At 58.6% G+C, this 24,401-nt stretch carries 20 protein-coding genes; 8 read left to right on the top strand and 12 right to left on the bottom strand.

Annotated elements, in window-relative coordinates:
- The first annotated feature begins 59 nt into the window (after positions 1–59).
- Both POI8812_RS02705 and dnaJ read left to right on the top strand, forming a co-directional pair.
- On the top strand, positions 60–1,214 hold the full coding sequence (locus POI8812_RS02705) for a glycosyltransferase family 4 protein (RefSeq protein WP_108780976.1): 1,155 nt from the start codon (positions 60–62) through the stop codon (positions 1,212–1,214).
- Entirely contained in the window at positions 1,201–2,361 is a 1,161-nt protein-coding gene (gene dnaJ / locus POI8812_RS02700) for a molecular chaperone DnaJ (protein WP_108780975.1), read from the top strand. Before POI8812_RS02705 ends, dnaJ begins: the two co-directional genes overlap by 14 nt.
- On the opposite strand, the gene POI8812_RS02695 is transcribed toward dnaJ, so the two are convergent.
- Together POI8812_RS02695 and POI8812_RS02690 are read right to left on the bottom strand one after the other, a co-directional pair.
- On the bottom strand, positions 2,358–2,567 hold the full coding sequence (locus POI8812_RS02695) for a helix-turn-helix domain-containing protein (RefSeq protein WP_108780974.1): 210 nt from the start codon (positions 2,565–2,567) through the stop codon (positions 2,358–2,360). The two genes, dnaJ and POI8812_RS02695, sit on opposite strands and share 4 nt — an antisense overlap.
- Positions 2,567–3,094: a hypothetical protein gene (locus POI8812_RS02690; RefSeq protein WP_108780973.1), complete on the bottom strand. Its 528-nt coding sequence runs from the start codon at positions 3,092–3,094 to the stop codon at positions 2,567–2,569. The genes POI8812_RS02695 and POI8812_RS02690 overlap by 1 nt, the downstream gene beginning before the upstream one ends.
- 116 nt (positions 3,095–3,210) lie before the next feature.
- Here POI8812_RS02690 and POI8812_RS02685 point away from each other — a divergent pair, with 116 nt between their 5' ends.
- Together POI8812_RS02685 and POI8812_RS02680 are read left to right on the top strand one after the other, a co-directional pair.
- Positions 3,211–4,329: an efflux RND transporter periplasmic adaptor subunit gene (locus POI8812_RS02685; RefSeq protein ID WP_108780972.1), complete on the top strand. Its 1,119-nt coding sequence runs from the start codon at positions 3,211–3,213 to the stop codon at positions 4,327–4,329.
- Complete coding sequence (locus POI8812_RS02680; protein WP_108780971.1) at positions 4,326–7,448, top strand: efflux RND transporter permease subunit; 3,123 nt, start codon at positions 4,326–4,328, stop codon at positions 7,446–7,448. Before POI8812_RS02685 ends, POI8812_RS02680 begins: the two co-directional genes overlap by 4 nt.
- Positions 7,449–7,520: 72 nt before the next feature.
- Here POI8812_RS02680 and POI8812_RS02675 read toward each other — a convergent pair whose 3' ends face one another.
- Positions 7,521–9,779: an NADP-dependent malic enzyme gene (locus POI8812_RS02675; protein ID WP_108780970.1), complete on the bottom strand. Its 2,259-nt coding sequence runs from the start codon at positions 9,777–9,779 to the stop codon at positions 7,521–7,523.
- Positions 9,780–9,985: 206 nt separating this feature from the next.
- Between POI8812_RS02675 and mutS the strand changes: the two genes are divergently transcribed.
- Positions 9,986–12,634: a DNA mismatch repair protein MutS gene (gene mutS / locus POI8812_RS02670; RefSeq protein WP_245895223.1), complete on the top strand. Its 2,649-nt coding sequence runs from the start codon at positions 9,986–9,988 to the stop codon at positions 12,632–12,634.
- Here mutS and POI8812_RS02665 read toward each other — a convergent pair.
- The 3 genes from POI8812_RS02665 to hrcA are packed head-to-tail and all read right to left on the bottom strand — an operon-like array spanning position 12,628 to position 14,952.
- The gene (locus POI8812_RS02665; RefSeq protein WP_108780968.1) at positions 12,628–13,233 is read right to left on the bottom strand and encodes a pyridoxamine 5'-phosphate oxidase family protein; all 606 of its coding nucleotides are present in this window, start codon (positions 13,231–13,233) and stop codon (positions 12,628–12,630) included. The genes mutS and POI8812_RS02665 overlap by 7 nt on opposite strands.
- A 49-nt stretch (positions 13,234–13,282) precedes the next feature.
- Positions 13,283–13,849, bottom strand: a complete 567-nt coding sequence (gene grpE / locus POI8812_RS02660; protein ID WP_108780967.1) for a nucleotide exchange factor GrpE — start codon at positions 13,847–13,849, stop codon at positions 13,283–13,285.
- Between the two features lie 35 nt (positions 13,850–13,884).
- Entirely contained in the window at positions 13,885–14,952 is a 1,068-nt protein-coding gene (gene hrcA / locus POI8812_RS02655; protein WP_108780966.1) for a heat-inducible transcriptional repressor HrcA, read from the bottom strand.
- Between the two features lie 104 nt (positions 14,953–15,056).
- Here hrcA and rph point away from each other — a divergent pair, with 104 nt between their 5' ends.
- Genes rph through hemW form a run of 3 tightly spaced genes read left to right on the top strand, consistent with a single transcriptional unit; the run spans position 15,057 to position 17,519 of the window.
- Positions 15,057–15,773: a ribonuclease PH gene (gene rph / locus POI8812_RS02650; RefSeq protein ID WP_108780965.1), complete on the top strand. Its 717-nt coding sequence runs from the start codon at positions 15,057–15,059 to the stop codon at positions 15,771–15,773.
- On the top strand, positions 15,770–16,378 hold the full coding sequence (gene rdgB / locus POI8812_RS02645; RefSeq protein WP_108780964.1) for an RdgB/HAM1 family non-canonical purine NTP pyrophosphatase: 609 nt from the start codon (positions 15,770–15,772) through the stop codon (positions 16,376–16,378). The genes rph and rdgB overlap by 4 nt, the downstream gene beginning before the upstream one ends.
- Complete coding sequence (gene hemW, locus POI8812_RS02640) at positions 16,371–17,519, top strand: radical SAM family heme chaperone HemW (RefSeq protein WP_108780963.1); 1,149 nt, start codon at positions 16,371–16,373, stop codon at positions 17,517–17,519. The genes rdgB and hemW overlap by 8 nt, the downstream gene beginning before the upstream one ends.
- Here hemW and POI8812_RS02635 read toward each other — a convergent pair.
- The 6 genes from POI8812_RS02635 to rho form a co-directional block, all read right to left on the bottom strand.
- Positions 17,516–18,400 (bottom strand): ParB/RepB/Spo0J family partition protein, encoded by an 885-nt coding sequence (locus tag POI8812_RS02635; RefSeq protein ID WP_108780962.1) that lies wholly within the window; start codon positions 18,398–18,400, stop codon positions 17,516–17,518. The two genes, hemW and POI8812_RS02635, sit on opposite strands and share 4 nt — an antisense overlap.
- Position 18,401: 1 nt before the next feature.
- On the bottom strand, positions 18,402–19,208 hold the full coding sequence (locus tag POI8812_RS02630; RefSeq protein ID WP_245895221.1) for a ParA family protein: 807 nt from the start codon (positions 19,206–19,208) through the stop codon (positions 18,402–18,404).
- Positions 19,195–19,794, bottom strand: a complete 600-nt coding sequence (gene rsmG, locus POI8812_RS02625; protein WP_108780961.1) for a 16S rRNA (guanine(527)-N(7))-methyltransferase RsmG — start codon at positions 19,792–19,794, stop codon at positions 19,195–19,197. Before rsmG ends, POI8812_RS02630 begins: the two co-directional genes overlap by 14 nt.
- Positions 19,791–21,662, bottom strand: a complete 1,872-nt coding sequence (mnmG, locus tag POI8812_RS02620) for a tRNA uridine-5-carboxymethylaminomethyl(34) synthesis enzyme MnmG (RefSeq protein WP_108780960.1) — start codon at positions 21,660–21,662, stop codon at positions 19,791–19,793. The genes rsmG and mnmG overlap by 4 nt, the downstream gene beginning before the upstream one ends.
- 2 nt (positions 21,663–21,664) lie before the next feature.
- A complete protein-coding gene (gene mnmE / locus POI8812_RS02615; protein WP_108780959.1) occupies positions 21,665–22,957 on the bottom strand; it encodes a tRNA uridine-5-carboxymethylaminomethyl(34) synthesis GTPase MnmE in 1,293 nt (430 codons plus the stop codon).
- Positions 22,958–23,025: 68 nt separating this feature from the next.
- The gene (gene rho, locus POI8812_RS02610) at positions 23,026–24,297 is read right to left on the bottom strand and encodes a transcription termination factor Rho (protein WP_108780958.1); all 1,272 of its coding nucleotides are present in this window, start codon (positions 24,295–24,297) and stop codon (positions 23,026–23,028) included.
- Between the last annotated feature and the right edge of the window lie 104 nt (positions 24,298–24,401).

Genomic DNA, 24,401 nt, shown 5'->3' with positions numbered 1-24,401 from the left:
AGATCGGGTTGGCCCGGTGTGAAGATTTGCACCGGGCCCTTCCGCTCAGGTCTCACGCGATGATCGTGATCTCCGCACAAGCTTTCCCCCCCCGTTCGGGCGGGATCGAAAACCTTATGGCCGGACTGGCAGAGCATTGCGCTGCCGCCGGGTACGAGGTTCTTGTGCTGGCGGATGGTGCTGCGGATGCGGACGAAAACCGCCCCTACAAGGTCGAACGGTTCACGGGCCCGCGCCCACTGCGCCGTTGGATGAAAGCGCGCCGCTTGCGACAGGTCGTGGCATCGGGCGGCGTTGATGCTGTCTATTGCTGTTCCTGGAAAAGCGCGGAACCAATTGCCATGGCATTGCCCTGCCCGGTAATCGCCTACGGCCACGGGAACGAGTTCAAGCCCGCCAAATCAGACCGAATTCGCAAGGCCCTTGCCCACGTTGACACGTTGATCTGCGTCTCCAACGAAACGCAGGATCGCGCTTTGACGATGGTGCCCGACACCTGCACCATTTCCATCATTCACCCACCTGTATACCCGCACACGCCCGCCAGTGACGCGGACCGGGAGTGGGCCGAGGATATGTTCAAGGTATCCGGCCACCGCCTGCTTTCGATCTCCCGTCTGATCGGGTGGAAGGGTCAGGATCAGGCCATTCGCGCGGTTGCGGCCATGCGGCTGGAGTGGACGGACATCTCGCTTGTCATCGCTGGTATCGGTGATGACGAAAAACGGTTGAAGGCGCTGGTCAAGGATCTGGGTCTGGATTCCAACGTCGTGTTCGCGGGCCGTGTCGAAGGGGGCCGCAAGACGGCTCTGCTTGAGGCTGCAACGCTCTTTGTTCAACCCGGTCGGCAGATCGGTGAAGAACGCGAAGGGTTCGGGATCACTTATCTCGAAGCGGCCCTCGCAGGGCTTCCGACTGTCAGCGGAAACAAAGGCGGTGCGCCAGAAGCAATCGTCGATGGCAAGACAGGACTGGTGGTGGATGGTGAGAAGATTGACGAGGTGATTGCAGCCTTCCGTCGCCTTCTGACCGAAGAAGGCACCGTCGCCAGCTTCTCTGAAGCGGCCCGCGCTCACGGCCAGGCCGCATTGTGGACCAATATGATCGGCACGATCCTCGCTGTTGCAGGCTTGGAAGATCGTCGCCACATGAAAAAGAACGCGGGGGCGACAGACCCCCAGAACCCGAAAGGCGCATCCAATGGCCAAACGTGACTATTACGATGTGCTCGGAGTCTCAAAAGGGGCTTCCGATGCCGAGATCAAGAAAGCCTTCAAAAAGAAGGTCATGGAATTTCACCCCGACCGGAATCCAGACAATCCGGAGGCTGAGGCAAAGTTCAAGGAAGCGAACGAGGCACATGACGTCCTGAAGGACGGTGACAAGCGCGCGGCTTATGACCGCTATGGACATGCCGCGTTTGAGGGTGGCATGGGCGGCGGTGGCCGTGGCGGCCCACGCGGGCCACAAGGTGCTGATTTCTCCAGCGCATTCTCGGATGTGTTCGATGATCTGTTCGGCGATTTCATGGGCGGCCAGCGTGGCGGACGTGGCCGAGGCCAGCGCGCGGCGCGCGGCTCCGATCTGCGCTACAATATGACAATCACGCTCGAAGAAGCATTCACCGGCAAACAGGCCACGATCACCGTTCCGGGGTCCACGACCTGCGACAGCTGCAACGGCTCTGGCGCTGAAGGCAATTCCGAGCCTGTCACCTGTGGCACTTGCTCGGGCATGGGCAAGGTCCGCGCACAGCAGGGCTTCTTCACAATCGAGCGGACGTGTCCAACCTGCGACGGTCGCGGTCAGGTGATCCAGAACCCATGCCGAAACTGTGGCGGCGCCGGGAAGGTGCAGCGGGAGCGTACGCTCAACGTCAACATCCCCAAGGGGGTCGAAACCGGCACCCGCATCCGCCTCGCGGGTGAGGGCGAGGCAGGCGCGCTTGGCGGTCCGTCGGGCGACCTCTACATTTTCATCGAGGTTGAAAACCATCCGATCTTTGAGCGGGACGGCGTGAACCTTTTCTGCCGCATTCCGGTCCCCATGGCGACCGCCGCCCTTGGTGGGGATATCGAGGCGCCAAATCTCGACGGCGGGCGCAGTCGCGTGAAGGTTCCGGTCGGTGTACAGGCTGGCAAGCAGCTGCGCTTGCGGGGCAAGGGTATGCCTGCATTGCGCGGTCAGGGCGTCGGCGACCTTTACATCGAGCTGGCAGTTGAAACACCCGTAAACCTCACCGCCCGCCAGAAAGAGCTTCTGCGGGAGTTTGAGGCCGAGAGCGAAGCCAATAACCCGGACAGCGACAGCTTTTTTGCGAAGGCAAAAGGCTTCTGGGACGGGATGCGCGGGACCGGCTAATCCTCCGGTTCGAAGGTCAGGATATCCCCTGGTTGGCAATCGAGATAAGAACAGATCTTCTCAAGCGTCGCAAAGCGTACACCTTTGACCTTTCCCTGTTTCAGCAGGGAGAGGTTGGCCTCGGTTATGCCAATCTGAGCCGCCAGCTCTTTTGACGTTACGCCCCGGTCGGTGAGCACGATGTCAAGCGTTACAGTAATCGCCATCAGATGATCTGCCGGTTGTCTTCGGCTAGCTCTGCCGCGCGCACAAGAACGTCACCGATCAGCCAGAACATGAACCCGGCCAGCGCGCTCAGCACGCGCCCGGTGGAGATACCCCACGCAAGAACACGTTGCCCTTCGGGGTAGTGTAGCGTGACCAGCACCGACAAAAATGCAGGCAGAAGCAGACCGAAAATGGATGCCGCAAGATAAAGCGCCCCGAACCGACGCAAGGCACGTGCGCCGTCTTCATCAAACCAATTGCCAGCGGCGAAACTTTGAAAACAACGGCGTGCGGATAGCAGTGCGAATGAGACAAGCACCGGCGCAACCAGTGACACTGCAACAATCGCGAAAAGCTGCATACCCTGCGGCAGCGGCTGGGCGGGATCTACGACATTCGCGATCAGCGCTTCCGGCCCGAGGAAGATCCACGCACCCACGATGCTGGGCGGCAGCAAAATGGCCACCAAAAGGCAGATCCGGGCCGCCCAGCGCGATCTGCTTCGCAGGCTGAGATCGTCTATCATTTCCAAATTTTCCCAATCTATTTTCAAAAGGTACTAGAATTATTGTTTTACAATAACAACCTTGAGGATCAGAACAACGCCGATTCCAAATAAGACACCAAGAACTGGAAAATCCGATGACTGCCCCTTCGTCGAAAGAACCGCTTCAATTTCAGACAGATAGGGGCTCCAGTGCACCCCTCATTCTTGCAATCCTGCTGGTCGTGGCCCTGATCGGCTGGATGGGCAGCGGTTTCATATTTCCGTCCGAAGATGTCGAAACCGTCGATGAACCAACCGCGCCGAGGCTCGTGACCGTTGCCGTTATGTCGTCCGAGGCCAGCCCGGTAGCAAACGTCTTTCAGGCCGAGGGACAGGCCGAGCCTGACCGAGATAGCGCCCTGCGCGCCGAAATGACCGGTGAGGTCGCAGAGGTGCTCGTCGCTAAGGGCGACCGGGTGGAGGACGGCCAGTTGATCGCGCGCATCGATCCGGCAGACCGCACAGCCGCGCTGACCCGCGCGCAGGAGGAATTGAGCCGCGCCACCAGCGACCTGCAGAATGCAGAGACCCTCCTTGAACGTGGCAGTGCCACGCAAGATCGCGTGCGGCAGGCCCGTGCGACCCTCGCCGCGGCAGAAGCCGCCGTCGCATCTGCCGAAGCAGATATCAGCGATACAGAGATCCGCGCCCCCTTCGCCGGTCTGATCGACGATCTGGATATCGACACGGGTGAATATGTGATGGCTGGCAGCGAAGTCGGCTATTTGGTGGATTCGTCACCGCTCTCAATCGCCATCCGCGTACCACAACAAATGCGCGCTCAGCTTCAGGTCGGGGCCATGGCAGATGTCAGCTTCATCACAGGCGAACAGCGCAGCGGCACGCTGACCTTCGTCAGCGCGACAGCCGATCCGCAAACCCGGACCTTTCTGGCCGAGGTCGAAGTCGCCAATGATGACAGCGCCGTGCCTGCTGGCATCAGCGCCGAAGTCAGGATGATCACCGGGCAAAGCGTCGCGCATTTCATCTCTCCCGCGATCCTGTCGCTGGACACGGACGGCACGCTCGGGATCAAGGTCATTGAAGACGAGAACCGCGTCTCCTTTCGGGAAATCGCGATCATTCGCGCCCAGACCGATGGTATCTGGGTGACGGGCCTCGACCAGCGTGCAGACATTATCACCGTCGGTCAGGGCTTTGTCAGTGACGGCCAGATCGTCAATCCGTCCTTCGAGATGGAGCAAACACAATGAATGCCATCATCGACGCAGCTTTTGCACGCACACGCACTGTCACCCTGCTGCTGATCATCACACTGCTGACGGGCGCTCTGTCCTACGTCACGATCCCCAAGGAATCCTCACCAGAGATTCCGATCCCCATCATCTACGTGGTTACCACTCTCGACGGAATATCTCCTGAAGACAGCGAACGTCTGCTTGTCGAACCGCTGGAGACGGAGCTGGCCTCCATCACCGGCCTCGACCAGATCAGCGGCAGCGCGGGTGAGGGCTATGGCTCGGTCACACTCGAATTCGAACCGGGTTTCGATGCTCAGGAAGCCATGACAAAGGTTCGGGAGGCCGTGGACCGGGCGCAGACCGAGCTTCCCTCTGACGCATCCGAGCCCAGCGTGAACGAGGTGAACACCGCCCTGTTCCCGATCCTGTCCGCCATCCTCAGCGGGCCGGTGCCCGAACGGACGCTAAATACGATCTCCGAGGATCTGAAAGATCAGATCGAGGGGATCGAAGGCGTGTTGGAGGTAGATATCGGCGGCGCACGAACCGAGCTGCTCGAAGTGCTGATCGATCCGACAGTGTTTGAGACCTATAACCTGTCCTTTGATGAGTTGATCAGCCAGATCAGCCGCAACAACCTGTTGATTGCCGCCGGCGCGATCGAAACCGGTGCGGGCCGCATCGTGCTGAAAGTCCCCGGCCTCATTGAAGACGTCGCAGACGTCATGGCAATGCCTGTTCTCGTCCGCGGGGACACGGTCGTCACCTTTGCCGATGTGGCCACGGTGCGGCGCACCTATCAGGATCCATCGAGCTTTGCCCGCATTGACGGCCAACCCGCACTCGCGCTCGACATCAAGAAAAGGGTGGGTGCGAACATCATCGAAACAGTGGCCGCCGTTCAGGCGCTGATCGAGGACCAGTCGCAATACTGGCCTGACAGTGTTGAGATCACCTACATCCTCGATGAATCCGAACAGGTCGAAAGCCTGCTGACGGATCTAGAAGCCAACGTGATCGCCGCCATCATCCTCGTCATGATCGTGATCGTCTGGGCGCTCGGCCTTCGGTCCGCGATCCTCGTCGGTCTTGCCATTCCGGGGGCCTTTCTGGCCGGTGTCACCGCGCTGATGGCCATGGGATACACGATGAACATCGTCGTGCTGTTCGCCCTGATCCTGGTGGTCGGCATGTTGGTTGATGGCGCGATTGTCACCACCGAACTTGCAGACCGCCGCTTGCAGGAAGGTGAAACACCCAAGGCAGCCTATGCCTTTGCTGCAAAGCGAATGGCATGGCCCATCATTGCCTCCACCGCCACAACGCTCAGCGTGTTCTTCCCGCTGCTGTTCTGGCAGGGGACAATTGGCGAATTCATGAAGTTCCTGCCGATCACCGTGATCCTGACGCTGACCGCATCGCTGTTCATGGCCCTGATCTTCATACCCGTCATGGGCGGATTGATCGGCAAGCGCCAACCGCAAACAGCCAAGGCAAAGGCTGCGCTTTACGCTGCAGAAAACGGCGATCCGCGTGAGATTGGCGGGCTGACCGGGCTCTATGTCCGCCTGCTGGAGCGTGCAATCCTGCGCCCGGTGACCACACTACTTCTTGCCTTCGCCCTGCTACTGGGTGGGTTTGGACTCTATGGGCAATTCGGCAACGGTGTTAGCTTCTTCCCTTCGGTTGAGCCGGACTTCATGCAGGTCGAAGTTCGATCACGTGACAATTTCTCGATTTACGAACGGGATGCACTTGTTCGACGGGTTGAAGACCGGTTGATCGAATATCCCGAGATCGCCAGCGTCTACGCCCGTTCCTCCATCGGTGGGCAGGACAATGCAGAAGTCATCGGCACGCTTACGCTCGAAATGACGGAATGGGACACCCGCCGCCCTGCGGCTATCATCGGGGAAGATATCCGTCAGGACATGTCTGACATCGCGGGCATAGACGTGCAGGTCCAGACGGAATCCGACGGTCCCGCTGCCGGCAAACCGATCAACCTTCGCATCCTGTCGCGCAATATCGACGTGAGAAACGAAGCTGTCGATCAGGTCCTGACCATGATGGACGAGATTGGCGGCTTCACAGACGTCACCGACACACGGCCGCTACCGGGTGTGGAATGGCGCATTCGGATGAGCCGGTCCGAGGCCGCCCGCTTCGGCGCAGACGTCAACGTGCTCGGGCAGGCGATCCGAATGCTGACACAGGGCATCACCGTGGCCGACTATCGACCCGACGACGCAGATGGCCCCATCGACATCAAAGTCCGTTTTCCATCGGCAGACCGCACCTTGGAAGAGTTGCAGGGCCTGCGTGTACCGACATCTGTCGGACTGATCCCGATTGCCAATTTCGTAAGCTTCGAACCCGCACCGCGCACGGGTACGATCAAGCGGATCGACCAACAACAGGTCGTCACGATCGAGGCCAATGTCGCGCCCGGCATGCTGGTCAATGATCAGATCGTCGCCTTGCGCTCTGCCCTGGAAGGCACCGAACTGCCCGACGGCGCCAACTGGTCCTTCGCGGGTGAAGCTGAAGATCAGCAAGACGCCATGATCTTCCTGGTCGGGGCGTTCCTGACAGCGCTGGGCCTGATGTTTGCGATCCTCATCACTCAGTTCAACAGCTTCTGGCAGGCTTTCGTGGTGATGTCGGCCATCATCTTCTCAATCGCCGGGGTGTTGCTGGGTCTGCTGATCACAGGACGTCCGTTCGGGATCGTCATGGGCGGGATCGGCGTGATCGCACTGGCCGGAATCGTGGTGAACAACAACATCGTTCTGATCGACACCTACAACGATCTCAAACGCTCTGGCCAAAGCCCGCTGGAGGCTGCTCTGCGCACCGGGGCTCAACGCCTCAGGCCGGTCATGCTGACATCGGTGACGACAGCGCTGGGCCTGATGCCCATGGTCCTGGGCCTGAACATCGACTTCTTCACGCGGGAAATCGTACAAGGCGCGCCCTCGACCCAATGGTGGATTGAGCTGTCCACTGCGATCGTCGGCGGCCTCGTCGCGGCCACATTGATGACACTGATCGTTACCCCCGCAATGCTGTTGCTGCGGGAAAAGCGCGCGAAGCGGGCAGAGCCGACGGCCCTGCCTTCAACTGTCTGAAAATATCCCCGCCGGAGGCTTTGTGACAGCCGGGTCAGCGCCTCCGGCGGGGATATTTGGACCAAGAAGAAATCAGCCCACGCGGCAGGCGGCCATGACGGCCATGTGCAGGATGTCGCTGACGGTAGACGTGGTGGAGCAAAGCTTCACCTGCCGGTCAATGCCGGTCAGGATCGGTCCAATCACCGTTGCCCCTGCCAGTTCCTGCATCATCTTGACCGAGATCGAGGCGGAGTGCCGCGCCGGCACGACCAAAATATTGGCCGGTCCTGACAGACGGCAGAACGGATAGCTCGAAAGCACCTCTGCATTCAGCGCCACATCGACCGTCATTTCGCCATCATACTCGAAGTCCACATCGCGTGCGTCGAGCGCTTCGACCGCGTGGTGCATCTTCTCTGCCCGCTCTGAAACGGGATACCCAAAGTTGGAGAAGGAGCAGAACGCAACGCGCGGTTCGATCCCCAGTCCGCGGGCCACATCCGCCGCCCGCTCGGCAATGCTGGCCAGATCCTCACGTTCTGGCCATTCATGAACGAGGGTGTCCGCAATCAGCACAAGCCGTCCATTGTGCAAAATGGCGGATATACCGACAGCCCCATCGGCCGCTGTCGCATCGAAGACATGATTGATATTAGCCAACACCTGCGCGGCCTTCCGGGTCGCACCCGTGACGACTCCGTCCCCATAGTCATGGGCCAGCAAGAGCGACGAGAACACATGCCGGTCGCGACTGGCGAGGCGGTAGCAGTCCCGCTGATCATATCCTTTGCGCTGGAGACGCTGATAAAGATAGTCCGCCATCTCCTGAAGATTATCGACCGTCCCGGCATTCACGATGGTCAGCGCATCGATGGCCTCTTCCTGGCCTGCCTCCTCCAACATGATCGCGATTTCATCCCGGCGTCCGACCACAATGGCTTCACCAAGCCCTGACCGCTGATAGGCGAGTGCTGCACGCACCACCCGTTCATCATCCCCTTCTGCAAAGATCATCCGCGCCTGCGCATCCTTTGCACGGTTGAACAGGCCATCGAGGATGGAGGCCGTGGGATCGAGCCGTGCTTTCAGCGTCAGCTCATACGCTTCCATGTCGATGATCGGTCGACGGGCAACACCAGTGTCCATCCCGGCCTTCGCCACCGCGGGCGGAATGACATGGATCAGGCGCGGATCGAACGGTGTCGGAATGATATAGTCCGGCCCGAATTGCAGCTTGCGGCCATAGGCCATTGCGACCTCATCGGGGACATCCTGCCGGGCAAGCTCTGCCAGAGCATTGGCGCAGGCGATTTTCATCTCGTCATTGATCGCGCGGGCATGAATGTCGAGCGCGCCACGGAAAAGGTAGGGAAAGCCCAGGACGTTGTTGACCTGATTGGGGTAATCCGAACGGCCCGTCGCAACGATGGCATCCTCGCGAACCGCGTTCGCCTCCTCTGGCGTGATCTCTGGATCAGGGTTCGCCATTGCGAAGATGACCGGATTGTCTGCCATGCTCGCGACCATCTCGGCAGTGACAGCCCCTTTGACCGACACGCCGAGGAAGACATCCGCGCCTCGCATCGCATCTTCAAGCGAGCGGTCTTCGGTCACGGCGGCGTGGGCCGATTTCCACTGATTCATCCCCTCGGTCCGACCTTGCCAGATCACGCCCTTCGTGTCGCAGACGATACAGTTGTCGTGTCGAGCGCCCATCGCCTTGATCAGCTCAATACAAGCAATCCCGGCAGCCCCTGCGCCATTCAGCACGATCTTGCAGTCTTCAATCCTCTTCCCCGAGATCTTGAGCGCATTGATCAGCCCCGCCGCGCAGATCACGGCTGTGCCATGCTGGTCGTCGTGGAAGACAGGGATGTCCATCTCCTCCTTCAACCGCTGCTCGATGATGAAGCATTCAGGTGCCTTGATATCCTCAAGGTTAATACCGCCAAAGCTTGGCCCCATCAGCTTCACGGCCGAGATGAATTCGTCTGGGTCCTGCGTGTCGAGCTCCAGATCGATGGAGTTCACATCGGCAAACCGTTTGAAGAGCACGGCCTTGCCCTCCATCACGGGTTTGGAGGCGAGCGGGCCCAGATTGCCCAGTCCCAGAATGGCCGATCCGTTAGAGATCACCGCGACCATATTTCCCTTGGTCGTGTAGTCATAGGCCAGCGACGGATCATCCGCGATCGCTTGTACGGGAACCGCAACGCCAGGTGAGTAGGCGAGCGAAAGATCCCGCTGCGTTGTCATCGCGGTGGAGGCGCGCACCTCCAGCTTACCGGGGGACGGAGACAGGTGATAGGCAAGCGCTTCCTGATCCGTGATCCGGGTCTTTTGGGTCATTTTATTATCCTCAGGGCCAGTATGAGTGAGGCTTTATTACTCAAATCATATCCGGGGCGAAACCCGTAAACGCAAAGCCCGGTCTGAAGGAATTTGCGCATCCGACAGCACCGCCCTGCAAAAGCCCGCTGAATGATCCGGGCGGTGGCCCTTGTTTTGCCCCGGTGGTAGAAGTCCTTCGAACGTCCCGCGTACAGGTCCACCCGATGAGCACTGCTTCCACCGTCACGCCGATGATGGCGCAATATCTGGAGATCAAGGCCCAGCACCCGGAGGCTTTGCTGTTTTATCGGATGGGCGATTTTTATGAGCTGTTCTTTGATGATGCAGTGGCAGCTGCCGCAGCACTCGACATTGCACTCACCAAGCGGGGAAAGCATGAGGGGGAGGATATCGCGATGTGCGGTGTCCCGCACCATGCTGCCGAAAACTACCTGCTGACCCTGATCCGTAAAGGCTTCCGCGTGGCCGTCTGCGAGCAGATGGAAAGCCCGGCTGAAGCCAAGAAGCGAGGCTACAAGGCCGTAGTGCGTCGCGAGGTTGTTCGCCTCGTCACCCCCGGTACCCTGACCGAAGACACGTTGTTGGATGCCCGGCGTAACAACTACCTCGCCGCACGGGCTGAGATACGGGGCGAGGGCGCGCTGGCCTGGCTCGACATCTCAACCGGAGAATTTCACGTCTCCCCCTGTCCCGCCGTGATGTTCGGCCCGACGCTCGCTCGCATCGCACCGCGCGAAGTGCTGATCGCGGAAGGGGCAAACGGCTTCGATGTCATCGCAGAGGCGGGTGCTACGGTCACACCGCTCGCCGCATCCAGCTTTGACAGCCAGTCGGCCACCCAACGCCTTCTTAAACTCTATAATACCGGTTCACTCGACGGGTTTGGTCAGTTTGAGCGGGCGGAGATCGCCGCCATGGGTGCACTGGTCGACTATATCGACATGACGCAGAAGGGGCGCTTGCCGCTTATTCGCCCACCAATACGAGAGGTGCAGGGCAGCGCGGTTGAGATTGATGCAGCCACCCGCCGAAATCTGGAACTGACCCACTCACTGGCCGGTTCGCGTGCCGGTGGACTGCTCGCTGCCATAGACAGAACCGTCACCGGACCGGGTGCACGCTTGCTGGAACGTCGGCTGACTGCGCCCTCCACCGACCTGACATTGATTGCACGATGGCACGATGGTGTTGAGCATTTCACTCATCACCGCAGCCTTGCCCGTGACCTGCGCGACGCCCTGCGTGCCGCCCCGGATATGGACCGCGCGCTGACCCGTCTTTCCCTCGATCGGGGTGGTCCGCGCGACCTCACGAACATCCGCGACGGGCTGAGCGCTGCGTCAAAGCTTGCCGCCCATCTCGATGGAAGTGATGTCGCTTTGCTTGAGGATATCGCCGCCGATTTGCAGGGGCATGATGCATTGGCGAACCTGCTTCAATCCTCGCTGGTTGCGGAGCCGCCGCTGCTGGCCCGCGACGGCGGGTTCGTCGCAGAAGGTGTGGAGGTCGATCTGGATGAGGCGCGCACCCTGCGTGACGAAGGACGTTCGATCATCGCTGCCATGCAAACCGAGTTTGCGGAGCTGACGGGCATCAATGCCCTGAAAATCAAGCATAACAACGTGCTCGGCTATTTTGTGGAGGTTACGGCCACCCACGCCGACAAGATGTTGTCCCCACCCCATTCCGAGACGTTCATCCATCGCCAAACCACGGCCAATGCGGTGCGGTTCACCACGGTTGAGCTGAGCGAGATGGAGACGAAGATCCTCAACGCCGGTGCGCGCGCGCAGGAGCTTGAGCTGGCCGTATTTGCCCGTCTGCGTGAGGCAATCGTCGACTATGGACAACAGATCAATCAGGCAGCCCGCGCCTTGGCCCAGTTGGACGTCACCACCGCATTGGCTGAATTGGCGGTGGAGGGTGATTGGGTCCGTCCTCGCCTCGATGCATCCCGCGCCTTTGCCGTTGAGGCCGGTCGCCATCCTGTCGTCGAGCAGGCGTTGCGCCGTCAGAGCGGCGCACAGTTCATCCCCAATGACTGTGATCTAACCGCAGAGGATGAAGCCGCGCGCATCGTCCTGCTGACCGGTCCGAACATGGCAGGTAAATCCACCTGGCTGCGTCAGAATGCTGTGATCGCCCTTCTGGCGCAGATGGGCGCTTTCGTGCCCGCAACTTCTGCCCATATCGGCTTGGTCGATCAGGTCTTCTCCCGTGTCGGGGCTGCGGACGATTTGGCCCGTGGTCGCTCAACCTTCATGGTTGAGATGGTTGAGACTGCCGCCATCCTGAATCAGGCCGGCTCACGCGCGCTTGTCATTCTTGATGAGATTGGTCGCGGCACCGCAACGTATGACGGCCTTTCTATCGCGTGGGCAACGTTGGAACACCTGCAATCGGTCAATGGCTGCCGCGCTCTGTTCGCGACCCACTATCATGAACTCACAGCACTTGCCGGTTCGTTGGAAGGCGTATCCAATGCGACCGTGGCGGTCCGCGAATGGGAAGGCGACGTGATCTTTCTGCACGAGGTGCGCGAAGGCGCGGCAGACCGATCCTATGGCGTCCAGGTCGCAAAGTTGGCGGGCCTGCCACCTTCCGTCGTCGAACGCGCCCGTGTTGTTCTGGAAGCGCTAGAGGAAGGTGAGCGTGAGAAGGGCGGTAAATCCCGTACTCTTATAGATGACCTACCTCTTTTCAGTGTCGCGCCGACACCTGTGTCAAAACCGATGTCTCAACCCAGCGCAGTTGATGCCGCGCTCTCTGAAATCCTGCCGGATACCCTTACACCAAAGGATGCACTCAATCTTATATATGAGTTAAAGGACTTGGCACAAAACGCTCAATAGAGCGCTTTTTGGTAACGAGCTTCCATCTCCGCCTGCCCCTCGACACGATCGGTAGAGCCGATTTGATCGCGTATCATCTGACCCATACTGGGCACCGGTCGTGCCTCGGGCCAACCCTGCGGCGACCAGAGGCCAGAGCGCATGAACGCCTTGGCGCAATGCAGATAGGCACAGGATACCGTGATCTTCAGAACGGATGCGGGTCGTTTTCCGTCCACTTCGAATTGCGCACGCAGATCGTCATCCACCCGAATTTCAGCAGATCCACGCACCCGCAACGTCTCAGCCACGGTGGGGATCATGAAGATCAGGCTGATTTGGGGGTCATGCAGCAGGTTCGTCAACGTGTCGAGGCGATTGTTTCCCGGGCGATCGGGTAACAAAAGATGACCCGCCTCATCTACACGAACAAATCCCGGTGCATCACCGCGCGGCGTCACATCCTGGCCCTGCGGCCCCCGTGTTCCCACAACACAGAAAGGAGACGCCGCAATAAAGGCACGACAATGCATGTCGAGTGAGGTCAGCTCCTTTTCCACCGACCGTCCCCCTTTGGGGCGGTAGTGCTCGCGAAGCTGCTCTTCCGTGGTGATGCGCATGCCGTACTCCTCTTGCTGAGCACGGCATAGCGCAGAAATCGTGGCCTGTTTAGTCCGGGCTGCCAGAGGAGACGCCGACCTGCGCCGGGCGCAACAGACGATCTCCTATCATGAAGCCTTCTGTCATGACCTGAATGACGGTCCCGGCAGTTGTGCCGGGCAATGGTGCCTCAAACATCGCCTGATGCAGCTTCGCATCGAACTTTTCACCCATTTCCGGGTTCACGCGCGTGATCTTGTGCTTCTCAAACGCGTTCAGCAACTCGCGCTGAGTCAGCTCGACACCTTCAATCAGCGAACCCGCGGCCTCGCGCTGTTCATCCGTGACAGCATCAACGGCGCGTTTCAGATTGTCATGGACAGGCAGCAGCTCGCGGGCGAGCTTTGTGCCGCCATAGGTCTCCGCGTCGCGGCGATCCCGCTCCGCCCGCTTGCGCAGATTTTCCATCTCCGCATAGGCGCGCAGAAGCTTGTCTTCTGTCTCGGCCAATCGGGTGCGCAGCTCATCAATCTCTGCATCCGGGTCGGCATAGCCTTCACCCTCTGGCTCAACCCCTTCAGCTTCCGCCTCAAGGATCTCAGCCAGCGTTTCTTCGCTTGTCTTTTCGTCGGACATCGTCGGTCTCTTCCGTCGTTGGTCGGGTGCGCAGCTCAGTTGCCCTTCAGCATCAGACGGCCCACGAGCTGCGCGGTGTAATCTACAATCGGAACGATCCGGCCATAGTTGAGCCGCGTTGGCCCAATCACCCCAATCGCACCGATAATCTTTCGATCAGCGTTCATATAGGGAGATACCACCAGAGAGGAACCCGAAAGTGAGAATAGCTTGTTCTCAGACCCGATAAAAACGCGCACACCGTCGCCGTCTTCAGTCAAATCAAGCAATTGGGTCAGATCACGCTTCCGCTCGATATCATCGAACAGCTGCCGGATTCGATCGAGATCATCCTCCGCCGCGCCACCATCCAACAGATGGGAGGTGCCACGCACGATCAGACGGTCCCGCTCCGCGCCCTGCCCCTCGGCCCAGACGGCCACACCGGTTTCGACCAATCCCTGTGCAAGTTGATCAAGCTCCTGGCGACGCTTTGCGATTTCGGTATCTACAATCGCCCGCGCCTCCGCCAGCGTACGCCCTTCCAGAATTGCATTTAGAAAATTCGCGGCCTCCCGCATGGCGGACGGCGGCAAACCGGCTGGTGGTGTAAAGATCCGATTCTCGACCTGCCCGTCGGCCGTCACCATCACGACGAGGGCTTTTTCGGCAGACAGTGACACAAACTCGATATGGCGAATGGGCGCTTCGACCTGAGGGGTCAGAACAAGCGACGCGCCATTTGTCAGGCCAGACAGAACATCGCTGGCCCGTTCCAGCGCACCGCTCAGATCACCAGGATCGTTGCCCACGGCGCGCTCGATCTCCGACCGGTCAATCGAGGCAACCTCACCGCTCTCAATGAAACCATCAACGAACAGGCGCAGGCCCTGATGGGTCGGTATCCGACCCGCGCTGACATGCGGACTGTCCAGCAGGCCCAGCAATTCAAGGTCCTGCATCACATTGCGCACGGTCGCGGGCGACACCCGCTCTGCCAGATTGCGCGTCAATGTGCGCGAACCGACCGGCTCACCACTCTCCAGATACGTCTCAACCAGCGCGCGGAACACGGCCCGCGTGCGCTCATTCATCTCCCCATAGGCTGGATTCTCAGTGGACATAGACAACACCTAGTCACCCCACAGGAGGTGGTCAATTCTCACGCTGCTGGACGGGTTCGGTCCGCTGGGCTAGACGGGGCGCAGACCATGTACAGGAGCCAGACATGCGCCCATCCGGCAGAGCCCTAGACGCCCTTCGATCCATCACCATCGAGACAGACGTGACCAAGCACGCCGAAGGCTCTTGCCTCATCAAATGCGGCGACACCCATGTTCTGTGCACCGCATCGCTCGAAGAGCGCGTACCACCCTTCCTGCGCAACAGCGGGCTGGGCTGGGTGACGGCGGAGTATGGCATGCTGCCCCGCGCCACAACCACGCGGAACCGCCGTGAAGCACAGGCCGGCAAGCAATCGGGCCGCACACAGGAAATCCAGCGTCTGATTGGCCGCTCCCTGCGCGCTGCCGTGGATCGCCCGGCTTTGGGTGAGCGTCAGATCACCGTCGATTGCGATGTTATTCAGGCCGATGGTGGCACCCGCTGCGCCTCGATCACCGGGGGTTGGGTCGCCCTACGGCTTGCCGTGAACAAGCTGATGAAGGCAGGCGACATCAAGTCCGATCCACTGCTGGGCAATGTTGCGGCAGTCAGCTGCGGGATCTATGGCGGCCAGCCCGTCCTGGACCTCGACTATGCCGAGGATAGCTCTGCGGGAACCGACGCCAATTTCGTGATGACCGGTGAGGGCGGAATGATCGAGATCCAAGGCTCCGCCGAAGGGGCGACCTTCTCTCGGGCAGAATTCAACGCCCTGCTCGATCTGGCCGAAAAAGGCGTCGCGGAACTGGTTGCAGCACAGAATGCGGCTGTCGGCGGATGACCAAACTCGCCGGCCAGAAAGTCATTCTCGCCACCCATAATGCGGGCAAGCTGCGCGAAATCGCAGCTTTGCTTGCCCCCTATGGCGTGTCCATGACCTCCGCCGGAGAGCTTGGGCTGCCAGAGCCTGAAGAGACCGAAACGACCTTCGCCGGAAATGCGCGGATCAAGGCCCACTTTGCCGCAAAAGAAAGCGGCCTGATCGCCCTGAGTGACGACAGCGGCATCGAGGTAGATGTTCTGAACGGTGCACCAGGCGTCTACACCGCGGATTGGGCAGAAACGGGCGAAGGTCGTGACTTTCTCATGGCCATGACCCGCACACATGACGAGATTCAGGCCAAGGGCGCATCGGAACCGACACCTGCCCGCTTCGTCTGCACGCTGTGCCTCGCCTGGCCTGACGGGACTGATATGGTTTTTCGGGGCGACGCCGAGGGCCATTTCACCTGGCCCCCGCGCGGCGAGAACGGCTTCGGCTATGATCCATGCTTCCAACCGCTTGGCCACGACCGATCGTTCGGCGAGATGACACCAGAGGAAAAAGAACCGCTGACCCATCGCGCTGACGCGTTCCGCAAGCTGGTCGAGGCTGTCCTTGCCTGATTGGGAATATGGCGGTTTTGGCGTCTATGTGCACTGGCCCTTCTGCTTGGCCAAATGCCCCTATTGCGACTTTAACAGCCATGTTCGGCGCAAAGTCGACCAATCTGTCTGGCGCCGCGCCTTGGTGGCAGAGATCGCGCGCACCGCAGCGGAAACGCCGGGACGCACCGTAGACACAGTCTTCTTCGGCGGCGGCACACCCAGCCTGATGGAGCCAGAGACGGTCACTGCATGCATTGATGCCATCGCGCAGCACTGGACCATCGCTGACAACGCTGAAATCTCCCTTGAGGCCAATCCAACCTCTGTAGAGGCTGAGCGGTTTCGCGGGTTCCGTGATGCGGGCGTCAACAGAATCTCCATGGGAATCCAGTCGCTTAGAGATTCCGACCTGAAACGACTGGGCCGCATGCATTCCGTGGCGGAGGCCAAGGCTGCCTTCAACACGGCGCGTGCCCTCTTTGATCGGGTCAGCTTCGATCTGATCTATGCGCGCCAGGATCAAACCCTGCAAGACTGGGAGGCCGAGCTGAGCGAGGCGCTCTCGATGGCCGTCGATCACCTCTCCCTCTACCAACTGACCATCGAGGACGGCACCCGCTTTGGCGATTTGCATGCGCGCGGCAACTTGCGTGGTCTACCCACAGACGCGCTCGCCGCTGATTTTTATGATCTGACACAGGAACTTACGTCAGATGCGGGCCTAAATGCCTATGAAATATCCAACCATGCCCGCCCGAGAGCAGAAAGCCGCCACAACCGGCTTTACTGGCGATATGGCGACTATGCCGGTATTGGACCCGGCGCACATGGGCGGCTTACACACGGCACGCAAAGATTTGCCACGGCAACATGGCGCAACCCGGAACGTTGGCTGAAGTCGGCCCTTGCCGGATCTGGCGAAACAGATCGTGAGGCCCTGACAGATCAGGATGCAGCAACAGAGCTTGCGCTCATGTCGCTTCGGCTGATCGAAGGCCTGTCCCTTCAAAGATTCGAAGCGCTGAACGGTGCTCCCTTTGACGCGGACGTGCTCGACCGTCTTAGCAAGGACGGCTTGATCAAGGTTGATGACAACATCCGCCTGACAGCCGCCGGACGGCCGCTGACAAACGCTATCCTACGGGAATTGCTTGCTTAATGTGACTTGGACAAGATCCGGCAGATCTCATCCAACTGATCCAGCGACGTATAGGTCAGCTTCACCGATCCCCCGGTGCCATCTGGCCGATGGTCAATCGCAACCCTCAGACCCATCGCCGCACTCAAATCTGCTTCGAGCATTTTCGTATCAGCATCTTTGCCGGATGGACGCGCTGCACGCGGCTCTGGCGCCACGACGGGAGCCTTCGCCAGCGCCTCAGCTTGCCGCACGGACATACGCTCTGTGATGATCTTCTCGGCCAGCGCCATTGGATCAGCCGCCGGCACCAAGGCCCGCGCATGACCGGCTGAAAGCTTACCCTGCAGAACCAGATCTAGCACTTCGTCCGGGAGATTGAGCAAGCGCAGCAGATTTGCGATGTGAGAACGGCTTTTGCCCAAAGCCTCTGCCAGCTTCTCTTGCGTATGGCCGAAACGGTCCATCAACTGCCGATAGCCACGCGCCTCCTCCACCGCATTCAGATCCGCACGCTGAATGTTCTCAATAATGGCAAGCTCGAGCACTTCAGTATCATCGAGGTCGAGGACGATCACCGGAAGCTCATGCAGCTTAGCCCGCTGCGCCGCACGCCAACGCCGCTCACCCGCAACAATCTGATAATGCTCAGCTTTCTCAGCCTTGCGAACGATAAGGGGCTGAAACACGCCCTTCTCTTTCACAGACCGGGTCAGATCCTCAAGATCGCTCTCAAGGAACTGGCGACGCGGCTGATCCGGGTTGGGCTGAAGCCGCTCTACGGGAACCCGCTGCACATCGCGACGCTCACTGACGGGCTGGGCACCCGCAACCGGTTCTACATCTGCCAAAAGGGCCGATAGCCCGCGGCCAAGGCCCTTACGCTCTGCTTTTCGCGCCATCTTACTCGGCCCCTACAAGTCTGGAATTTTGTTCACGCTTCAAGATTTCTGCCGCCAGGCGCTGATACGCCAAGCTGCCCGCGCTGGTATTGTCGTAAAGAAGCGCCGGGATTGCGTGCGACGGCGCCTCGGACAACCGCACATTCCGCGGGATCACCGTTTCATAAACCTTGTCACCCAGGGTCGCGCGGGCATCTTCGGCCACCTGAGCTGACAAATTGTTCCGCCGATCATACATCGTCAGCACAACGCCGAGCAGATCAAGCTCAGGATTTAGCGCCTGCTTCACCTCTCGAATGGTCGACATCAGCTGAGACAATCCCTCGAGCGCGAAGAACTCTGTCTGCAATGGCACAATGACAGACGATGCGGCTGTCAATGCGTTTACCGTCAGCAGCGATAGTGACGGCGGGCAGTCGATCAGCACATAGTCATATTCATTCCGCACCCGATCCAACGCCGTCCGCAGTCGTGCAGCACGACCAGCATCCTCAAACAACTCCATATCCACGGAACTGAGATCAGTCGTCGACGGGGCAATGAAAAGCCCCGGAACTATTGTAGAATGACACACATCATCTAGCGGTGTGTCATCAATCATAACATCATATGTTGACGGATCGCGCGCTTCGCCTTCAATGCCCAATCCCGTTGAGGCGTTGCCCTGCGGATCGAGGTCAATCAGCAGCACCCGCTTTCCCGTCGCTGCAAGCGCCGTTCCAAGATTGATCGTGGTCGTCGTCTTTCCGACACCACCCTTCTGATTGGCCAAGGCAATGATATGGGCGCTGTGCTCAGTCTGTGACACGCTGAAAGTCCTTGATTAACAGGATGGTGGCGCTGGCATCGGTGAGACTCGGATGCTGCTCAACACTGAGTTTCCAGCGTTTACGCGCGTCGGTCAATTCCTGCATGGCATTCTGACCCTTGGGAAGAATACATGTTGTATGTGCAACACCGTGACGCTCGGCATGATCGAGCAGCTTCACCAATGGCGCGAATGCCCTGGCCGAGATGATATCCGCTGCTTGCGGCGCCAACTGCTCACTTCTCTCATTGTGAACCGTTACGTTCACCGACATTAATCGGGCGACCGTGCGCATAAAAAGGCACTTGCGCATATCACTCTCTATCAAATGCACATCCGCCTCAGGACATGCGGCCGCCACAACAAGGCCCGGAAAGCCACCACCACTGCCAATGTCGACCCATTTTTGCCAATCATCTGGCGCAAAGCGGAGGATCTGAAGCGAGTCTTCAAAATGCCGCTGTGCTGCATCTTCCAGTGTAGACTTGCTGACAAGATTGATCTTCGGATTCCAGCGCTTCAGCTCAGCAAGATAGATCTCAAGCCGCTCAGATGTTTCACGTGAAACATTCAAAGTGCTGTTCATGCTGATTTCTGCCGATCGATCTTGCGAATATGGGCAAGCAACAAAGTCAGCGCGGCTGGCGTCATCCCCTCAATCCGACCAGCCTGCCCTAAAGTCTCAGGCCGCGACGTTGAGAGCTTCACCTGCAACTCGTTCGAAAGTCCTGAAATCCCATGATACTCGAATGTCGCCGGGATCGTCACAGCTTCTTCCCGCTGCATCGTCGCAACGTCGGCACGTTGACGCTCGATATACTGAGCATATTGAGCATCACGCTCGACCTGGGCAAAAATATCATCGGGCAAATCCGCAAGATCTGGCCAAACCTGAGCAAGACGATGACGGTCGATCTCTGGATAAGCGAGCAGATCCAGGGCGGAACGGCGTGTTCCGTCATGCTTCACAGAAATCCCAACCTCAGCTGCTTCATTCGGTGTCAGCGTATGGGCCGCGCATTGATTGTTTGCCTCTGTAAGCGCGGCCATCTTCTCTTCAAACGCATTTGCACGCGCAACGGATACACAGCCAATATCAATACCGACACGCGTCAAGCGCTGATCAGCGTTATCAGCGCGCAGCGAGAGACGGAACTCTGCTCTCGACGTGAACATGCGATATGGCTCTGCAACGCCGCGGGAAACGAGATCATCGATCATCACACCGATATAGGCATCGGAGCGACTCAGTCGGAAATCTCCACGATCCAACGCGCCGAGCGCAGCGTTGATGCCTGCAACCAAACCTTGCGCGCCTGCCTCTTCATAACCGGTGGTTCCGTTGATCTGTCCGGCGAGATACAGACCCTCAAACTCCCGCAATTTCAGCGTATGTTGCAACGCTCGGGGATCAATATAGTCGTATTCAATAGCATAACCAGGCTGCAAGATCTCAGCCTGCTCCAGCCCAACCATCGAATGCACATAAGAGTCCTGAACCTCGACAGGAAGCGATGTTGAGATCCCATTGGGATAAACGACATCATCTGTGAGGCTTTCAGGTTCCAAAAAGACCTGATGGCTCAACTTATCTGCAAAGCGAGTGACCTTATCCTCGATTGACGGGCAATAGCGCGGGCCTACACCCTCAATATGACCACCATACATGGCCGAGCGCCCGATATTCTCTCGAACAATATCGTGGGTTTTTTCGTTCGTATGTGTAATCCCGCATTCGATCTGCCGCGCAAGTACATCGCGGGTCATGAAGGAAAAGAAGGTTGGATCCTCGTCTGCCGCTTGCCGGCCAACACGATCCCAGTCGATTGTTGAGCTTCGTAGACGCGGCGGTGTACCCGTCTTGAGCCGGCCCAATGGTAAGCCAAAGCTATCCAGTCGTGCTGAAAGACCCTCAACCGCCGGATCTCCAATTCGTCCCCCAGGTCGCGAAACATCACCAATGTGAATGACACCACGCAGGAAGGTGCCTGCTGTCAGTACAACGTTTCGTGCGGCAATCTCGCTTTCATCCGCAAGAACAACCCCAGCGATGCGGTTGCCTTTCATGATCAGATCAGCAACTTCCCCTTCGATAACCTGCGGAGCCTGCGCCTGCCGGAACTCAGCCTGCATGTGTTGTTTGTAAAGCGTGCGATCTGCCTGCGTTCGTGGGCCTTGAACAGCGGGCCCTTTCCGACGGTTGAGAAGCCGAAATTGGATGCCCGCCGCATCCGCGACGCGGCCCATCGCGCCGTCTAGCGCATCAATCTCCCGAACCAGATGACCTTTTCCAAGCCCGCCAATCGCAGGATTGCAAGACATCGTACCAATTCCGTCAAATGTATGTGTGATCAATGCTGTTCTTGCGCCAACCCGAGCGGAAGCAAGTGCTGCCTCACAGCCTGCATGACCACCACCGACAACTATGACGTCAAAATGTTTCACGTGAAACACTCCTACTTTCCGATGCAGAAGCTTGAGAAAATCTCACCCAACAAATCTTCAACATCGATACGACCGACAAGAACATCAAGACTTCGAACAGCGAGACGGACCTCTTCACTGATCAAGTCACTCATATCCGCCTCCATCTCGCACAATGCCAACGCCAGGTCGAGTCGTTCAACTGCTGTCGCAAGTGCTGACTTGTGTCTTTGTCGGATCAGCAGAGAGCTTTCGGCGGCGTCGGCTGAAATCCGCTGCGAAATAGCCTGAAGCAATGCCGCGATACCGTCGCCCGTCACGCCAGAGATTGTACCCTCTGCAGAGATGTCAGACTTTCCACGAACGATCAGATCATCCGCGCCAAGCACAACATCATCATCTGGTTCCGCCTGACCAGGCTCAAGCAGCGCGACGCGTAGATCTGCTTCAAGCGCGCGCTTCTTTGCACGAGCGACGCCAAGCGCCTCGATCTCATCCTCGGTTTCGCGAAGCCCTGCGGTGTCGAGCAGCGAGACTGCGTTTCCACCAATATCCAGACGCACCTCGATTACATCACGGGTTGTACCGGCAATGGACGAGGTAATCGCAGCGTCGCTGCCCGCCAATCGATTGAAGAGTGTCGACTTGCCGGCATTTGGACGGCCGATAATCGCCACCTCAAATCCACTGCGAATGCGTTGTGCGGCCTTTGCCCCGTCGAGCTGAGCCGCAATACCCGTGCGCACGGCTTTGATCCTGAGCACGATTTCCTTAACGAGATCGTCCGGTATCTCCTCATCTGCAAAGTCAATATTCGCCGCCAGTAGAGCAAGTGCGCGCAGCAAGTCAGCGCGCCACGTTTCGACTGCCTCTGAAAGATTGCCCTGCATTACGCGAAAAGCCTGCTTTCGTTGCGCTTCTGTATCTGCGTCAATCAGGTCAGCAAGGCCTTCGACCTGGGTCAGATCGAGCATCCCGTTTTCAAGCGCTCTCCGTGTAAATTCACCGCGATCAGCTGGTCTGGCACCATAGGATTCCAGCGCCGTTCCCATAGCTGCAACCACAGCCAGTGAGCCATGGCATTGAAATTCAACGACATCTTCACCCGTGAAGCTGGCTCCAGCGGCAAAGCGCAGGATCAGCGCCTCGTCAATTAACTCACCCGTTTCGACCATACGCAGCTTTCGAAGCGCGTGCGAACCCGGTTCGGGCAGAGAGCGGCATAATTTAGAAGCTATTTCAATGGCTTGAGGTCCACTCAGGCGAATAACGGCGACGCCTGCACGGCCAGAACCGCTTGCCAGAGCATAAATGGTATCCTGCATGGCTCCCCCTAAATGAAAAAGGCCCGCCCTGTTAGGACGAGCCTTCCAATTCTCTGCCCTTGGCCCGGTCAGGTGTTCATTGAATCGAAGAAATCCGAATTGCTCTTCGTTTGTTTCAACTTGCCGATCAGGAATTCGATAGCATCAGTCGTGCCCATCGGGTTGAGGATGCGGCGCAGGACAAAGGTCTTTGTAAGATCGGTTTTATCGACCAGAAGATCCTCTTTCCGCGTACCGGATTTCATGATGTCGATGGCCGGGAACACGCGCTTGTCCGCAATCTTACGATCCAGCACGATCTCAGAGTTACCGGTGCCCTTGAATTCTTCAAAGATCACCTCGTCCATACGGCTGCCCGTGTCGATCAGCGCGGTCGCAATGATGGTAAGCGAGCCGCCCTCCTCAATGTTTCGCGCTGCACCGAAGAAGCGCTTAGGGCGTTGAAGTGCATTTGCGTCCACACCACCGGTCAGAACCTTGCCGGAGCTTGGTACCACGGTGTTGAACGCACGGCCCAGGCGGGTGATGGAATCGAGCAAGATCACGACATCGCGTTTATGCTCAACCAGTCGCTTTGCCTTCTCGATCACCATTTCGGATACCGCGACGTGGCGCGTTGCAGGTTCATCAAAGGTGGATGAGACGACCTCCCCTTTCACCGAACGCTGCATGTCGGTCACTTCTTCCGGCCGCTCGTCGATCAGCAAAACGATGAGGTAACACTCCGGGTGGTTCTTCTCGATCGAGTTGGCGATGTTTTGCAGGATGACCGTTTTACCGGTTCGTGGCGGCGCCACGATCAGAGATCGCTGACCCTTACCAATCGGTGCCACCAGATCGATAACGCGGGCTGACTTGTCCTTAATGGTCGGATCCTCAACTTCCATGTGCAGCCGCTCATCGGGGTATAGCGGGGTCAGGTTGTCGAAGTGGACCTTGTGACGTGCCTTTTCAGGATCTTCGAAATTGATCTTTGTGACCTTCACAAGACCAAAATATTTCTCACCGTCTTGAGGTGCCTGAATCACACCGTCAACTGTATCACCGGTGCGCAGGGAAAACTTACGGATCTGCTGGGGAGACACGTAAATATCGTCAGGACCTGGAAGATAGTTCGCTTCCGGTGAACGCAGAAAGCCGAAGCCGTCCTGCAAAACTTCCATGACACCGTCGCCAGAAATCTCGCAGCCCTCTTCGGCCATTTCCTTAAGGATGGCGAACATCATGTCGCCCTTGCGCATGGTGGTCGCGTTTTCAATCTCAAGGGCTTCCGCCATCTTGAGGAGGTCAGCCGGGCTCTTTGCCTTCAGCTCTGCAAGCGACAGGCGCTCAATATCCATGATACATCTTTCAGTACATCGCGAGGCGGTCAGGTGAAGACGCGCGATATGGGAATGGGAAAGACAACGGCAGAACAGCCGCGTACCCCTCTATTTGGCCAAAC

This window comes from Pontivivens insulae, assembly GCF_900302495.1.
In the GTDB taxonomy this organism is placed as follows: domain Bacteria; phylum Pseudomonadota; class Alphaproteobacteria; order Rhodobacterales; family Rhodobacteraceae; genus Pontivivens; species Pontivivens insulae.
Note: the sequence above shows the minus strand (reverse complement) of the source record. Positions and strands in the feature narration are given on the sequence as shown.